Source organism: Bradyrhizobium sp. AUGA SZCCT0105, assembly GCF_018129565.1.
Classification (GTDB): Bacteria; Pseudomonadota; Alphaproteobacteria; order Rhizobiales; family Xanthobacteraceae; genus Bradyrhizobium.
Window position 1 is genome coordinate 1,697,100 of record NZ_JAFCMK010000001.1, and the last position, 14,623, is coordinate 1,711,722.

Sequence of the window (14,623 nt, forward strand, 5' to 3'; positions counted from 1 at the left end):
CCTGCCTTGTCCGTTCCAATGCAATCGGAACGGAGCCCTGATTGAGCGTGCGCCGCGGCTTCACGCAGGCCGCGACACACGTCTTTAGAACCGACCTAGCAGAGGTTTTTCGACGCCGTCTTTGCGGTCGTCTTGAGAACTTCGCGCAGCGCTTCCAGGCGATCGGTCTGGCAGGGCACGGTGGGGACCAGCCAGCCACCTTCGTCATTTTCGTTCCAGGCGTAGATCAGCACCGCGGGGGCCCGACGATCGGGCGCACGGCTGTTCACCCAGCTGATCGATTGCGCCAGATGGCCGGCCAATTCCTTCTTCGTCGGCGCTGCATAGAAATTGGCGACGCCATCGCCGGGACGCTGCGACTTTTCCCAGGGGACCGGACGTTCGATGCGCGGGCGCCTGTCCCATCCGGTCATCACCGTGGGCACCACCGGGACCTGGCTTGCGGAAAGATCATTCCAGCCCTTTTCGGCATACTTCGCGAGATCCGCAAAGCTGCCGCGGCCGTTGCCGGTTGTGATCGCATATGACCCCACCGCGTCAGCGCCCAGATTGGCGGCCTCCTGGCTCAGGAATTTCGTGTCTCCTGCCAGCACGATGTAGGGATCGGCAAGTCCGGCTCCGTTCGCGTCGGATTTGAACTTGCCGAGCTGGGCGCGCAGACCTTGCACACCGCCCCAGCTTCGCTGCACATCCGCACCCTTGATGAAGCCCAGGAAGTACAGCGGCCGATCATTCTCCACCCTCAGATAGTTCTTGTCCGCCATGAGGCCGATGTGCTCCTGGGGCAGTGAGGATAGCTTGGCCGCCGATCCCCATCGCCCGAGCTCGGTGAACATGCAGTATCTCAGTTCGGCCGCCTTCGGCCGGGCTCTGAACGCGTACAGGGCTTTCGACATCGGGTGGTTTGCGCCGTAGGCGGCAAACGCCCAATAATCCAGTCCTGCAAAGATGGCCTGGTCGATCTCCTTGTCCATCTCGGCCACGATGGAAGCCGAAAAATCAAGCGCGTTGGGATCGCGGTTCATCTGCGTTCCGAAGAAGGGCGTTCGCCAACGATATTTTTCGGGACCGAGCGATTGCTTCATGGCTTCCGTCGGCTGCGAGCCCGGCGAATACCAGGCGTCCCATCGGATTGCTCCGACCAGAGGCCGGGAAGCTGCCGCGGCCGCAGCAGGATGGCCGGAACCCAGCACGCTGAGCGAGCCGGGCAGGAGGCTCGCGGATAACGATGTCAAAAACATCCGTCTTGTAAGCGCGAACGGCTTACGGACTGCTTCGTTCCCATTGTCCATTGGCGATCTCCGATCGTTCCCGTCCGGTGCGACGGTTTCGTGCAAATGACAGTAAGCCCCTCTGCTCTATTGTATTGATTTTCCTCGAAATAACCTTACAACAGTTAAAATGTGAGCGCTGCGTGTTATAGCCTTATTCTTGTAGGATAAGTGCGCTAATAGGGAATTCGTGGTGCGAACCAATGGTAATTGCTTGTTGATCTCGTGGGGAGCGGCTCAGGTTGGACATGGAAATTCCTGCATTGTCTAGTTTCAGCTCAGGCGTGAATCTCGATACGCTTCCAGCAAGTGAGATCGAGACAAGGCTTAGAGATTTCTTTTCCGGGCGGATCGCGAATCCGAAGCCCGACGAGCTCATCCAATCGGTCGAGCAGTTGGAGCAGCAATACGGCCACTACAAGGAATTCCAGTTTGCAAAGGCGGCAGCGCTTGTGCAGGCATGTGATTTCGCCGGAGCGCGTGCAATCCTTCTCGACCTCGTCAAGCAGCTGCCATCCGACTCGCGGGTGTTGCATCGCCTTGCGATCGCGGATCTCAACATGGGATCAGCCCAAGAGGCGCAGGATGTCTATCTTTCCGCGCTCGCTGCGGCCCCGAAAAGTGAAAATCTGCGGCGAGAGTTTGCCGGCCTCCTGCGCGTGATGGAGGCGAAGAAACTCTATGTCGGGGTCGATCGGAAGAAGCACGGCCTGGCCGCCGTGTGCGCCATCAAGAACGAGGGCGACGACCTCTTGGAATGGCTGCACTTTCACAGACTGGTCGGAGTCGATCACTTCTACCTCTATGACAACGGCAGTACCGACAACACGCGCGACGTGATCGAATCCTTCCCGTGGCCCGAAATGATCACCTATCATTTCGTGGAGGGGGAATTTGGCCAGATGCGCGCGTTCTCTCATGCGATCGACAGCTATCGCAATTGCTCGGAATGGTGCGCCTTCATCGATGCCGATGAGTACCTGTTTCCGACCAAGGCCGGCAACATCAAGGACGTCCTGGCGGAGGTTGGATCAGCGCCGGCGGTGGCGGTGCATTGGCTGAACTTCGGATCGAATGGTCACGACGCGAAGCCGGCCGGCTTGTGCATCGAGTCCTTCACGCGTCGCGCTCCGGACGACTTCCCGGATCATTTCATCATGAAGTCGATCATTCGGCCGGACACCATCGTGTCCTACCTGCATCCCCATCAATCGCTCGTTCTGGGCTGCTACGTCCAGGAAGACGGCACGCCCGTTTTCCCGATCGGCGGGCGCTGTACGGCTCCCAAGCGGGACAAGCTCGTCATCAATCACTACTACACGAAGTCGCGGCAACAATTGCTGAAGAAGCGTGAGCGCGGCAGGCCGTTGGCCGATGGCGATCCCGAGAAGATCCGCGCGATGGAGTTCTTCACATTGCGGGATCGCAACGATATCGAAGACGCGACGATCCAGCGGTTTCTGCCGGAGCTGAAGAAGCTGGTCCAGAGCTGAATCCGGGGGAAACAAGAAGGGCGCGCCAATTGGCGCGCCCTTTTGTTTCGTGCGTTGAACCGATCGTCGACCGTAGCGGCCGGCTACAGAGGCTCTGGTCGGCTATAGCGGCTCCAGGCGGTATTTCGCGAGCAGGGCCTGTGCGGCATCGACGTCGATCCTTGGCGGCCTTTGGAAGACGGACATGTTGTTGGCCCGCGCGATTTCCCGCGCGACCGTCCGTACCGAATGGTAGTGGGGACGGTTCTCGAAGTCGTGAATTGCGATGAAGGCTCCCGGCGCGGCGTGCAGCACGCACTGCACGAAGCAGGCTACGCGAAACCGGCCGTCGACGAAATACAAGTCCGCAGTCCTGCTTTCCGGACGCTCCCAGATGCGTTCGTGATAGTCGGGCCAGGAGCTCTCCTTCTCCTTCTCCACCGGGTAGCCCCACTCGCGCAGCTTGCCGATATCGACGTGCAGCAGCTGTGGCTGGGTGCTCGCACCGCGCGTGGCGTCGGCGACCTTGGAGAGCCATTCCGAGGAGGAATCGATGGAGATGACCCACTCCTTCTTGGTCTGGCAGGCGAGCCAGGTGCTGCCGCCCGACCCGAATTCCAGAAAGCGCGTCGAGAGATCCACGAAGCTTTTGAACAATGTCTGTTCCTGACCGTCCATTGCGATGTTCATGGCGGGATCCCTTGGTTTCTCGATTTGATGTGTGGCGGGTGGTTGCCAATCCACCGTCGGAAGGCGGTCGCGGCTCGTCAAGCCGCGATGAGATCCGGTTGAATCGTCATCGCGCTTGCCGGCTTCCTGTTCGCTGTCCACGCCGATGGCTTGGAGAGAGCGACGATTACTGGTTCAGCCCGACGCGCTCCACCTTGTAGCCGCGCTCCAGGATCGCGCGCCACCAGGGTTGCTCGTCGACATACCAGCGCACTGTCTTGGCGATGCCGGTCTCGAAATTCTCCTCCGCGCGCCAGCCGAGCTCGGTTTCGAGCTTGGTGGCGTCGATCGCGTAGCGGCGGTCGTGGCCGGGCCGATCGGCAACGAAGTTGATCAGCTGGCGCCGCGGGCCGGCCGCAGCCGGCGTGACCTCGTCGAGCAGGTCGCAGATGCTTTCCACGACGTGCAAATTGGTGCGTTCGTTGCGGCCGCCGACATTGTAGGTCTCGCCGACCTCGCCGCGTTCCAGCACCAAGGTCAGCGCCTTGGCGTGATCCTCGACGAACAGCCAGTCGCGGACGTTCTGGCCGTCGCCATAGACCGGCAGCGGCTCGCCGGCGAGCCCCTTGATGATCATGTGCGGGATCAGCTTTTCCGGGAAGTGATAGGGGCCGTAATTGTTGGAGCAGTTGGTCACCAGGGTCGGCAGCTCGTAGGTCTCGCGCCAGGCGCGCACCAGATGATCGGACGATGCCTTGCTGGCCGAATAGGGCGAGTTCGGCGCATAGGCCGTGGTCTCGGTGAACAGGCCTTCGTCGCCGAGCGACCCGAACACCTCGTCGGTCGAGATGTGCAGGAAGCGGAACTGGTCGCGCTTCTCGGGCGACAGCGTACGCCAGTGGCGCAGCGTCTCCTGCAGGATCGTGAAGGTGCCGACGATGTTGGTCTGGATGAATTCGCCGGGGCCGTCGATCGAGCGGTCGACATGGCTCTCCGCGGCGAGATTCATCACCGCATCGGGCTGATATTTCTCGAACAGCCGGCGCAGCACCTGTGCTTCGCAGATGCAGGCCTTTTCGAAGGTGTAGTTCAGGCTCTCGGTCGAGCCGGGCAAGGAGGCCAGGTTTGCCGCATAGGTCAGCTTGTCGATGTTGACGACGCGGGCGTGGGTGTCTCGCAGCAGGTGCCGGACCACGGCGGAGCCGATGAAGCCCGCGCCGCCGGTGACGAAAATCGTCGATCCCTTAAACCGCATGTTTGAATACCTCGGCAGTGCGGGGCTGACCATGGAATGAGCGGTAGACCGACAGCAGATACTCGCCGTAGCTGCTCTTGGCGGTCTTCTGTGCCACCCTCGCGAAGGCTTCCAGCGAGATGTAACCCTGGCGCAGCGCGATCTCCTCGGGGCAGGCGATGCGCAGGCCCTGGCGCTGCTCCAGGATCTGGACGAAGTGGCTGGCTTCGACCAGCGAGGAATGGGTGCCGGTGTCGAGCCAGGCGAAGCCGCGGCCGAGCACCTCGACATAGAGATCGCCGCGCTCGAGATAGGCCTTGTTGACATCGGTGATCTCAATCTCGCCGCGCGGCGATGGCTTGATGCCGGCGGCGATGTCGACCACGTCATTGTCGTAGAAATAGAGACCGGTGACGGCGACGTTGGACTTCGGCCGCTTCGGCTTCTCCTCGATCGAAAGCGCCCGCCCGGTGCCGTCCAGCTCGATCACGCCGTACTGTTCGGGCGCGTTGACGACGTAGCCGAACACGGTGGCGCCCTTCTTGCGGACCGAGGCGGCCGACAGCATGCTCGGCAGGCCGTGGCCGTAGAAAATGTTATCACCTAACACAAGGGCGACCGAGTCATCGCCGATGAACTCGCGTCCCACGATGAAGGCGTCGGCGAGGCCCCGCGGGGTCTCCTGCGTGGCATAGGCGAACCGGACGCCCATCTCGCTGCCGTCGCCGAGCAGGCGCTGGAACAGCGGCTTGTCCTGCGGCGTGGAGATGATCAGGATATCGCGGATTCCGCCGAGCATCAGTGTCGACAGCGGATAGTAGATCATCGGCTTGTCGAAGACGGGCAGCAGCTGCTTGGAGACGACGGTGGTCACGGGGTAGAGGCGCGAGCCGGTGCCACCGGCAAGGATAATGCCTTTCATGGTCCCTCACAATTTGATTATCAGAACATAACATATAGCGTGCGCTGCACAAGTTTGTTATGAGGGAGAAATTAACATTTCGGGCGCGTCAAACTGGAACAAATGTTAAATGAACGTCATCAAGACCGAGCTTCCTGAAGTTCTGATCGTCGAGCCGAAGCTGTTCGGCGACCAGCGCGGCTTTTTCCTCGAGACCTACCAGTCGCCCCGTTATGTCGAGCACGGCATCACGCGTCCCTTCGTGCAGGACAACATGTCCCGCTCGGCCTATGGGGTGCTGCGCGGGCTGCATCTGCAAAACCCGCTCACCCAGGGCAAGCTCGTGACCGTGCTGCGCGGCAAGGTGCTGGACGTTGCCGTCGATGTGCGTGTCGGCAGCCCGAACTTCGGCAAGCATGTCGCGGTTGAGTTGAGCGAGGACAACCGCCGTCAGCTATGGGTGCCGCGCGGCTTTGCCCACGGCTTCGTGGTGCTCTCGGAAACCGCCGACTTCTTCTACAAGTGCGATGATTTCTACAGCCCCAAGGACGAGCTCTCGATCCGGTGGAATGATCCGGCGATCGGGATCAAATGGGGCGTCGATAAGCCACAGCTGTCGGCCAAGGATGCGGATGCGCCGCTGCTCGCCGACGCCAGCAATCTTCCGACCTATGGACAAATCTGATGCGGATTCTTTTGACGGGAACGCGCGGCCAGGTCGGCAGTGCGCTCAAGCCTCTGCTGGAAGGCCACGGCACCATCATCGCGCCGCCGACCGCGGAGTTCGACCTCGCGAAGCCGGAGATGTTGACGGGCGAGCTTGAGCGACTGAAGCCCGATCTCATCATCAATCCCGCTGCGTACACGGCCGTCGATCGCGCCGAGGACGAGCGCGAGCTGGCGTTCCTGGTGAACGCCAGGGGACCCGAAGCGCTGGCGAAATGGGCGGCGGCGAACCGTGTGCCGCTGGTGCATTTCTCCACGGACTACGTCTTCAACGGTTCGGGCGACCGGTCGTGGCGCGAGGACAGCCCGACCGAACCGTTGTCGGCCTACGGCGCAAGCAAGCTTGCCGGTGATGTCGCGATCCAGGCGGCGGGCGGGGCGCATCTGATCGCGCGCACTTCCTGGGTCTATGCCGCAAAGGGCACCAATTTCCTGCGCACCATCGCGCGGCTCGCCGGCGAGCGTAAGGAGCTGCGGATCGTGGCCGATCAAGTCGGCGCGCCGACAACGGCACGGGCGATTGCGAGCGCGGTCGCCGGCATCGTCCTGCCGAATATCACCACGCTGCACGATCAGCTCGCGCGCAAGGGCGGTGTCGTCAATCTCGTTTGCGCTGGCGAAACCAGCTGGCACGGCTTTGCAACCGCCATTGTCGGCGGGCTGAGGTCGCGTGGCGTCACGCTCGCGGTCGACAACATCGTTCCGATCGCGACGGCCGATTTCCCGACCAAAGCGGTACGTCCGGGCAATTCACGGCTGGATCTGACGCGGCTCAAGACGCAGTTCGGGGTCGCGATGCCGACGTGGCAGGAAGCGCTCGCACGCGAGCTGGACTCGTATGTCCAGCTCGGCGCGCTCGCCCACGCCTAGAGCCCGAAGTGCGGAGCGGATTTTCCTGCGGCAAATGCCAGGCGTTTGCGCTGAGTTGATCGTGAGACAACAAGCAAAAAGCGCGATGAGGATTCAACCTCATCGCGCTTTGGGTTAGACGGCGCCGGCGCGGCCGCTTAGCGCGGCCGGCCAATGCTGTCGTAGGTGAAGCCGTGCGCGGCCATCTCGTCCGGACGGTAGATGTTGCGCAGGTCGACGACGACCGGATGCTTCATCTCCTGCTTGATGCGCTTCAGATCGAGCGCGCGGAACTGACGCCACTCGGTCACGATGACAAGCGCATCCGCCTGGTGAGCGCATTCATAAGCGTCCTTGCAGTACGCGATCTCGGGCAATTCCTTGCGGGCCTGCTCCATGCCGACCGGATCGTAGGCGCGAACGCTCGCGCCGAAGTCGATCAGGCCGTTGATCAGCGGGATCGACGGTGCCTCGCGGATATCGTCGGTATCGGGCTTGAAGGTCAGGCCGAGCACGCCGATCGTCTTGCCGCGCAGCTCGCCGCCGAGCACGTTGGCGACCTTGCGCGCCATCGCGCGCTTGCGGTTGTCGTTCGCGGTCAACGTGGCTTCGACGATCTTCAGCTGGACGTCGTGATCGAGCGCCGTCTTGAACAAGGCGCGGGTATCCTTCGGGAAGCACGAGCCGCCATAGCCTGCGCCGGCATGCAGGAACTTGGTTCCGATCCGGTTGTCGAGCCCGATGCCGCGCGCGACCTCCTGTACGTTCGCCCCGACCTTTTCGGAGAGATCGGCGATCTCGTTGATGAAGGTGATCTTGGTGGCGAGGAAGGCATTTGCGGCGTATTTGATCAATTCCGCCGTGCGTCGTGCGGTATAAAGGATCGGCGCCTGGTTCAAATAGAGCGGGCGATAGACTTCGCCCATCACCCTCTTGGCCCGATCGTCCTCGGTGCCGACGACGATCCGGTCGGGATGGCGAAAATCCTGAATCGCGGCGCCTTCGCGCAGGAATTCGGGGTTCGAAGCAACCGCGAAATCCGCGTCGGGACGGGTCTCGCGGATCAGGCGTTCCACCTCGTCGCCGGTGCCCACGGGCACGGTCGACTTCGTCACCACCACGGTGAACTTCTTCAGTGCTGCGCCGATCTCCTTGGCGGCAGCATAGACGTAGCTCAGGTCCGCATGGCCATCGCCGCGCCGCGACGGTGTTCCCACAGCGATGAAGACGGCATCGGCGTCGCCGACGGCCCCGGCAAGCTCCGTCGTGAAGGTCAGCCGGCCGGCGGCGGTATTGGTCTCGACGAGCTTATCGAGGTCGGTTTCGTAGATCGGGATCTTGCCGCGCTTCAGGGCTTCGATCTTGTCGGCGTCCTTGTCGACACACACGACCTGATGGCCGAAATCGGCAAAACACGCTCCGGATACGAGACCTACATATCCCGTTCCAACCATTGCAATCTTCATGAATCCGCTCGTCGATCAGTGTGGAGAGGAGGAGTTAGCACTAGCACAATTGGAGCCGATAACGCCAAGTTTTATAGCGTATCGATTGTGTTGAAGCTCGGCGGCTTTTTGTGCAAACGGTGATCGCCTCAGTGCAGTTGAGTGCTCGCTAGTCACCCAGGGCGGGCCATGGACACATTCTCAACTTGAAATCGACCGACAATCGGGCCGCCGTTTGAGGGGTGGACATGAGCACGAAGACGATTGGCAAGCAGAGGCCCTCAGGAGCTGAATACGCGTCGTTGCAGACGCAATTCTCCAGATACGATCGCACCACGTTTTCTGGATTTGTTTATGACCGCGCCGATCCCAGCCGACGCTACGCCGTCGAGCTGCTGGTCGACGGCGAGCCATACATGTCATCATTATGTGACGAGTTTGTAACAGAGCTTGCCGATGCCGGAATCGGCGATGGTCGATTTGGCTTTACGTTCAACGTGCAGGACGAGGTCAGCTCGAACGCTGCGATCATCGAGGCAAGGCTGGCGAATATCGGAAGTCCGGTCGGTGCTCCGATTCGCTGCGATGTCGCTGCACCGGAAGCGCAGTGGCACCGAATCGGCGAGATCAAATGGGCCGGAGGCTTGCGCTTCGAGGGCTGGCTCTCGCAAGACGTCGACGAAGACATCGAGATCCTGATCGCGCAACGGCCGGTGATGACCGTGAAGCCGACCGGGTGGACCAACGTTGCGCGGGGCAGCGAGTTCGGCGTCGGCCGCCGCGTCGATTTTCATCTGCCTGAGCATTTTGCCGACGGCCGCGTGCGCGGGCTGTCCGCGCGGACAATTTCGGGACGGAGCCTGATCTCGGAGCCGGTCGCATTCGTCGCTTTCGAGCGCGGCCTGGAGCAGACCATCGCCGAGCTCGGACGCTGGGATAGCGAGCGGCTGCGCGGGCAATTGTTCGATCAGCTCCTGCCTGCCTCGGTGCCGTTTCACACCTATCGCAGCTGGAAAGAGCGCTTCTCGCCGACACCACCGCCTGACGTTCCATCCGAGGCCGCGGTCGTCCTGATCGGGGATGCCAGGGTGGACGAAAGCATCGAGAGCCTGGAGGCCCAGCGGCACGCGGCCTGGTCGGCGGTGTCTCTGCCGGCGCGGGGGTTCAGTCAGTTCGAGCCGAAAGCTGCGCGCGAGTTCGTCGACGGCGATGCCGCCAACAGTGCGTTCTTTGTCTTCTGTCTGAGCGGGACGATCCTTGCGGAAGATGCCTTGCAGCGCTTCGCCGACGTGTTCGCGTCCGAGCCCGGCTGCGATCTCGTCTATGGCGACGTCGAGGTCGCGGCCGGCGCCGGCGCGGTCTGGCCGCTGGCGTTCTCGGCATTCGACCGCGAACGTGCACTCGAGCAGGGCTATGGCGCGTATTGCTTTGCGGTGCGCCGGGAACGAGCCGTGGAAACGCTGCGATCGGCGGCGTCGCTCTACGACATCTTCATTGGCTGCGTGGATGCCGAGCGAACCTATCATCTGCCGGGATCGGTTGCGGCGTTGCCGCGAATTGATGCGTCCGCCGCAACCGCCGAGCTGGTCGCTGCAAGCCAGGCGTATTTTGCTGAGATCGGCGTCGAGGCGAATGTCGAGCCACGGAAAGCGGGGCTTCTTCCCGCTGTGCGGGTCAAGCGCGCGGTCGATTGGAACGAGCGCACCACCATCATCATCCCGACCAGAAACCGCGCCGAACTCCTCAAGCGCTGTATCGAGACGGTCCTGCCGGCCGCACATGAGACCAACGCCCGGATTCTCGTCGTCGACAACAGCTCGAGCGAGCCGGAAGCGCTGGACTATCTCGAGGGTCTTTCGGCGGACGACATCGACGTCATTTCGGTCGAAGGGCCCTTCAACTTCGCAGCCATCAACAACGCCGCCGTCGATTGCGTCGACACGGAGAACATCTGCTTTCTCAACAACGACATCCAGGCGCTCGACGACGGCTGGCTGGCGGAGATGCTGTGGCGGCTGTCCGCTCCCGACGTCGGAGCCGTCGGCGCAAAGCTGCTCTGGCCGAGCAGCGTCGTGCAGCATGGCGGGGTGGTGCTGGGGGCCAATTTCTCGGCTGCGCATGCCTTCAACGACCGGATGGATGGTGATCCCGGCTACGGCGATCTGCTCCAGGTGGCGCACGAATGTTCGGCGGTGACGGCCGCGTGCCTCTTGATGCGCAAGCGCGATTTCGTGGCCGTCGGCGGCATGGATGAGGTCCGCTTTCCGATCAGTTTCAACGATATCGATCTGTGCCTGAAGCTGCGTCAGATCGGAAAGCGGATCGTATTCACGCCGGACGCGAAGCTCGTTCACCTGGAGTCGGCAAGCCGGGGCCGCGATTCCGCGCCGGACCGCAAGGCACGCTTCGGGCGCGAGCTGGCGATGCTGCGCGCGAAGTGGGGCGAGGTGCTGCTCGACGATCCCTATTACAGCCCGCTGCTCGGGCTGGATTCGACGCCGTTCTCCTCGCTTGCATGGCCGCCGCGGTCATGGAAGCCGCGCGCCAACCTCCCGCCTGTGCCGACTGCTCCTCCGATCGGGATGTAGCTGCACGTCTTCGACCACCCAGTCGAGGACAGCGGCAACCATTTCATCGGCGTCAAAGCCGGGCTGCAGCTTGAGGTCGGTCTTTCGGCTGCGTCCCGGCGGTGTCGGAAGCCATTCCGTCGCGGCGGCCGGCAATCCGCTCGCCAGCAGCGCGTCGACCAGCGGATGCCCGAATGCCGGTTCGCCGATGTCGAGCACCAGTTTCGTGATGCCGTGACCTTCGATGAGTGTCGCGACGTCGTCGACGGCGATTTCGCCGGTGACCATGACATTGGTCCGCTGCATCAGCTTGAGGTCGTCGAGGGTGGTGCCGAGCACGATGATCTCGGTGTCTGCATGGGCATTGGCGATTTGATCGCTGAGCGCTCTCACGAAGCGAAATTCCGCCGCACTGTCGCGCAGGGCAAGCAGGCCGAGACGCGCCGGGCTGCTCGCGGCGGGATGCCGTGCCGGCCGCACCAGCGGGTCGCTCGGCCTGACCACTTGCAGGCCGAGAACCGAGACCGAAAAGGCTGCCCCATCTTCGCCGATCGCGATCACGCCTCGGGCCCCTTCGACGAGACTGGTCCAGTCCGGATGGAGGCCCGATCCAATCGCGGCACGCACGGCAAGTCTGGTGTCGGTGATCAGCAGCTCGTAGGCGAAATGTTGCGTGAGCTGCGCGAAACATGCGCCGGGGATGCGGTTCGGTTCCGAAATCTCGAGCGAGCGGATTCGGAGATCGGTGAGAAACCTCAGAAAGGCTTCGCGTCCCTCGGGTGTCGCAACGTCGAGTGCGATCGACTGCGGGGCTCCGCCGTCCGGCGCAAAGATCGCAGCCAGCTGGCGTCGTCCCTCGGCGCGGAAGTGAACGATCAGCCCGCGCTTGTTGTCCGCCGCGAGTTGCCGGCACCGCCTGATGGCAATCTCGCGGCCAACGGCGGAGCCGCAGAGGATGACGTGCGGGCCGGCGGCGCGCGGTTCGTTGCAGAGCAGCTTGAGCTCAAGCGCCGCGCGGCAATCACGCAGCGGATCGGCGAGCAGGAACGCCGCGCACTCCGTCGCATAGCGCCGGTAACGGTGCTCGAGCACGCGAAGATTGCGCAGCACCAGCGAACGCTTCTCGCCAAGAAACGAGCGCGAACCTTCGTGTCCGACAAAGACCGAAGGGATGCACACATTGCGGAAGCCGGCCTCCGCGGCGCGGAGACAGAAGTCGACGTCTTCAAGATAGCCGCGATAGAAATCGTCGGAGAGCGCGTGCACGGCGTCGAGGCATTCGCGGGTGATGTAGAGGCAGAACCCGATGCCGTTGGGAATGTCGATGGCGATCCCGGAATTTGCCGTGCCGGCAATTTCGTCCAGCAATTCAAGTTCGTCGGGCGAGGGCAGGGGGTTCGACCGGTTCGGAACTGGAAAGCTGGTATATTCGCCGTTGTTCGAGAGCGGGGTCGCCGTGCCGACGCCCGGCGTCGATTGCACCGCGCTCCGCAGGCGTTGCAGCGCGTATTTCGGCACCGTCGTATCCGAGTTCAGCAGCACGACGTCGCCGCTATCGGTCTCGGCAAGCGCCCGGTTGACCGCGCCGACAAAGCCGAGATTGTGCGCGTTGGTCAGGAGCCGGATGCGCTGCTCGGACGCCAGTTCGCCGAGCAGGCGCTTGATGTCGGGCTCGGGCGACGCATCATCGACGGCGACGATGGTCGCACCCGGCGTGCAAGCCACGGCCGTCAATGCGCTCTCGATGCAGGCACGCGTCGCGGCCAGATCCCGGTACACCGGAATGATGATGGTGAGCGGCGGAGTTTCGGCCCTCTCAGCGCGAGGTGGCCGTTGTGGCGCCTCGCGGCGATCCGGCGCGCGGTTGGCCGGGAGCTGGATGCTCGCGATGACGCGGCCCGCCTGCGCGATCTCGAGGCGTTGCGAGGTCGCGGACGCCGGCCGCATCAGACGGAAGCTTGCAGCACGTCGTCCATTGACCGCAAACCTGTGACGGGGATCGGCGGGAAGCTGGACGGTGCTGGATTGATCGGCCTGCGCCAGTGAAAGGTGGGGATCGTCCGCGCCTCGCCACGTCACCCATCCCTTCACTTCCTCATCCAGGAAGTCGATACGGGCGCAGCTGTCCTGACCGTTCTGCTCGAGCAGCAGGAGAGCGCTCCTGACGGAATCCGGATCGTCATCGCGCCGCGCGACGCTTCGTGCGGCTTCGATCTGCGCAACGCCGTCGCCCCAAGCCATCATTCGCCGAGCGGCGGCAAGATCGTCCGGTTCGAGCTCGAGCGCTTTGGCTACGCTGGCGACCGCCGCTTCCTTGAGATCGAGGCGAAACAGCGCTTCTGCGCGCAGCAAATGGGCGCGGGCGCCCGGATGCGGTAAGATCCGGCAGCGGCGGTCGGCGAGCGCAAATGCGCGACGGAAATCACGTGCCTCGAGCGCCCTGACAGCGGCCCGCTCGAGATCGACATGGTGGAGCGTTCTGGACGTAAAGGCGATCCTGCGCGCGTCGGCGGTCAAATGTCGCCCTTGTCTGCCCGCATGGTCAGCCCGCCGTCTTGACCGCGTTCTGCCGGCTCCGGAATACGCGTACCCGTCCCTCGAGGCGCGGTGCCTCCTGGCGCGGCATAGGCATCGGGGGAGCGGGTTCAGCGTGCCTTGGCTGCCGGGGCGCGAGGGGCGCTGCTTGCGCCCGGTGCTCCTCAAGACTGAGCTTGAGGCCCACCAAGGGTTCCCGGCCTGAAGGGCCCGATACCACAATCCGGTTCCCGGTTACGCGCAAGGCGGGAGCCCCGAGGAAGATGGTTTCGGCGGCGATGGCGTAGCGATCCGCGCCGGGGCCTGTGGCCTCCAGCGAGAACCCTGTGATGGCCAGCGCGCGTCCCCGGGTTCCGGCAAAGGTTCCGAGCGGAACGAACTGGTTGTCGCCGCGCTGCGGCCTGGCGAACTTGACCGCATATTGCAGGTTGAGATCGTACGGCTTGTTCGGCCATTCGAGGGAAATTCCCTCGATTCGGGCCGGCGCGGCCGGTCCGGCAATCCAGGTATTCGGGCCGACCGTCACGTCACCCAAACCCGCGACATGCGCGAGCAGCTTGAGGGCGCTCAGCTCGTCAGGGCCGGCCTCGGGCTCGTAGGTGTCGAATGGCTGGCTGGCCGGCTGACCGATCGGCTGCACGGCCGGTTGTCCCTGGCTCAGCGGTTCGATCTTGATATTGGCGGCGGTCGAGCCCCCGACGCGCCCTGCCGTGACCTCGACGATCAGGCGGCTTGGCCGGGCCACCGACACGACCAGCGCGGTCTCGGGCGCAAACAGGGTTCCATTGGCCGCATCGGGTCCGGTAATAATGTTACAATTGTTAAGGCTGGCGCGATCGGCATAGACGCGCACCACCGGAGGTGATGTCTTGTCTTCCGCGCCATTGTAGCGAACCAGGAAAAGACCCCGTGCCAGGTCGATGGTTTTCTGCTGAATCTGTTCGTTCATGGTCG

At 63.1% G+C, this 14,623-nt stretch carries 11 protein-coding genes; 4 read left to right on the plus strand and 7 right to left on the minus strand.

Annotated elements, in window-relative coordinates:
• Nucleotides 1-95: 95 nt before the first annotated feature.
• Entirely contained in the window at nt 96-1,085 is a 990-nt protein-coding gene (locus JQ573_RS07680; RefSeq protein ID WP_249131256.1) for a hypothetical protein, read from the minus strand.
• A 434-nt stretch (nt 1,086-1,519) separates the two neighbouring features.
• Between JQ573_RS07680 and JQ573_RS07685 the strand changes: the two genes are divergently transcribed.
• Nucleotides 1,520-2,764, plus strand: coding sequence for a glycosyltransferase family 92 protein (locus tag JQ573_RS07685; protein ID WP_212311658.1), 1,245 nt, complete (start codon nt 1,520-1,522; stop codon nt 2,762-2,764).
• A gap of 102 nt (nt 2,765-2,866) precedes the next feature.
• Here JQ573_RS07685 and JQ573_RS07690 read toward each other — a convergent pair whose 3' ends face one another.
• The 3 genes from JQ573_RS07690 to rfbA are packed head-to-tail and all read right to left on the minus strand — an operon-like array spanning nt 2,867 to nt 5,568.
• Nucleotides 2,867-3,574 carry a hypothetical protein gene (locus tag JQ573_RS07690; protein WP_312011375.1) on the minus strand — a complete coding sequence of 236 codons (708 nt, stop codon included), beginning with the start codon at nt 3,572-3,574 and terminating at the stop codon, nt 2,867-2,869.
• 25 nt (nt 3,575-3,599) lie between these two features.
• Nucleotides 3,600-4,667, minus strand: a complete 1,068-nt coding sequence (gene rfbB, locus JQ573_RS07695) for a dTDP-glucose 4,6-dehydratase (protein WP_212311014.1) — start codon at nt 4,665-4,667, stop codon at nt 3,600-3,602.
• The gene (rfbA, locus tag JQ573_RS07700) at nt 4,657-5,568 is read right to left on the minus strand and encodes a glucose-1-phosphate thymidylyltransferase RfbA (protein WP_212311013.1); all 912 of its coding nucleotides are present in this window, start codon (nt 5,566-5,568) and stop codon (nt 4,657-4,659) included. The genes rfbB and rfbA overlap by 11 nt, the downstream gene beginning before the upstream one ends.
• Nucleotides 5,569-5,677: 109 nt before the next feature.
• Between rfbA and rfbC the strand changes: the two genes are divergently transcribed.
• Both rfbC and rfbD read left to right on the plus strand, forming a co-directional pair.
• Complete coding sequence (gene rfbC / locus JQ573_RS07705) at nt 5,678-6,232, plus strand: dTDP-4-dehydrorhamnose 3,5-epimerase (protein WP_016841672.1); 555 nt, start codon at nt 5,678-5,680, stop codon at nt 6,230-6,232.
• The gene (rfbD, locus tag JQ573_RS07710) at nt 6,232-7,143 is read left to right on the plus strand and encodes a dTDP-4-dehydrorhamnose reductase (RefSeq protein WP_212311012.1); all 912 of its coding nucleotides are present in this window, start codon (nt 6,232-6,234) and stop codon (nt 7,141-7,143) included. The genes rfbC and rfbD overlap by 1 nt, the downstream gene beginning before the upstream one ends.
• 137 nt (nt 7,144-7,280) lie before the next feature.
• Here rfbD and JQ573_RS07715 read toward each other — a convergent pair whose 3' ends face one another.
• Complete coding sequence (locus JQ573_RS07715; protein ID WP_212311011.1) at nt 7,281-8,588, minus strand: UDP-glucose/GDP-mannose dehydrogenase family protein; 1,308 nt, start codon at nt 8,586-8,588, stop codon at nt 7,281-7,283.
• 227 nt (nt 8,589-8,815) lie between these two features.
• On the opposite strand from JQ573_RS07715, the gene JQ573_RS07720 reads away from it, so the two are divergent.
• Nucleotides 8,816-11,155 (plus strand): glycosyltransferase family 2 protein, encoded by a 2,340-nt coding sequence (locus JQ573_RS07720; protein ID WP_212311010.1) that lies wholly within the window; start codon nt 8,816-8,818, stop codon nt 11,153-11,155.
• Here the strand turns inward: JQ573_RS07720 and JQ573_RS07725 are convergent.
• On the minus strand, nt 11,096-13,651 hold the full coding sequence (locus tag JQ573_RS07725) for a glycosyltransferase (protein ID WP_212311009.1): 2,556 nt from the start codon (nt 13,649-13,651) through the stop codon (nt 11,096-11,098). The two genes, JQ573_RS07720 and JQ573_RS07725, sit on opposite strands and share 60 nt — an antisense overlap.
• 25 nt (nt 13,652-13,676) lie before the next feature.
• Nucleotides 13,677-14,618 carry a hypothetical protein gene (locus tag JQ573_RS07730; protein ID WP_249131257.1) on the minus strand — a complete coding sequence of 314 codons (942 nt, stop codon included), beginning with the start codon at nt 14,616-14,618 and terminating at the stop codon, nt 13,677-13,679.
• Nucleotides 14,619-14,623 lie beyond the last annotated feature (5 nt).

Coding starts and splice junctions, on each gene's coding strand:
- rfbA (WP_212311013.1), bottom strand. CDS start 5,568: ATGAAAGGCATTATCCTTGCCGGTGGCACCGGCTCGCGCCTCTACCCC.
- rfbD (WP_212311012.1), top strand. CDS start 6,232: ATGCGGATTCTTTTGACGGGAACGCGCGGCCAGGTCGGCAGTGCGCTC.
- JQ573_RS07715 (WP_212311011.1), bottom strand. CDS start 8,588: ATGAAGATTGCAATGGTTGGAACGGGATATGTAGGTCTCGTATCCGGA.
- rfbC (WP_016841672.1), top strand. CDS start 5,678: ATGAACGTCATCAAGACCGAGCTTCCTGAAGTTCTGATCGTCGAGCCG.
- JQ573_RS07680 (WP_249131256.1), bottom strand. CDS start 1,085: ATGAAGCAATCGCTCGGTCCCGAAAAATATCGTTGGCGAACGCCCTTC.
- JQ573_RS07730 (WP_249131257.1), bottom strand. CDS start 14,618: ATGAACGAACAGATTCAGCAGAAAACCATCGACCTGGCACGGGGTCTT.
- rfbB (WP_212311014.1), bottom strand. CDS start 4,667: ATGCGGTTTAAGGGATCGACGATTTTCGTCACCGGCGGCGCGGGCTTC.
- JQ573_RS07720 (WP_212311010.1), top strand. CDS start 8,816: ATGAGCACGAAGACGATTGGCAAGCAGAGGCCCTCAGGAGCTGAATAC.
- JQ573_RS07685 (WP_212311658.1), top strand. CDS start 1,520: ATGGAAATTCCTGCATTGTCTAGTTTCAGCTCAGGCGTGAATCTCGAT.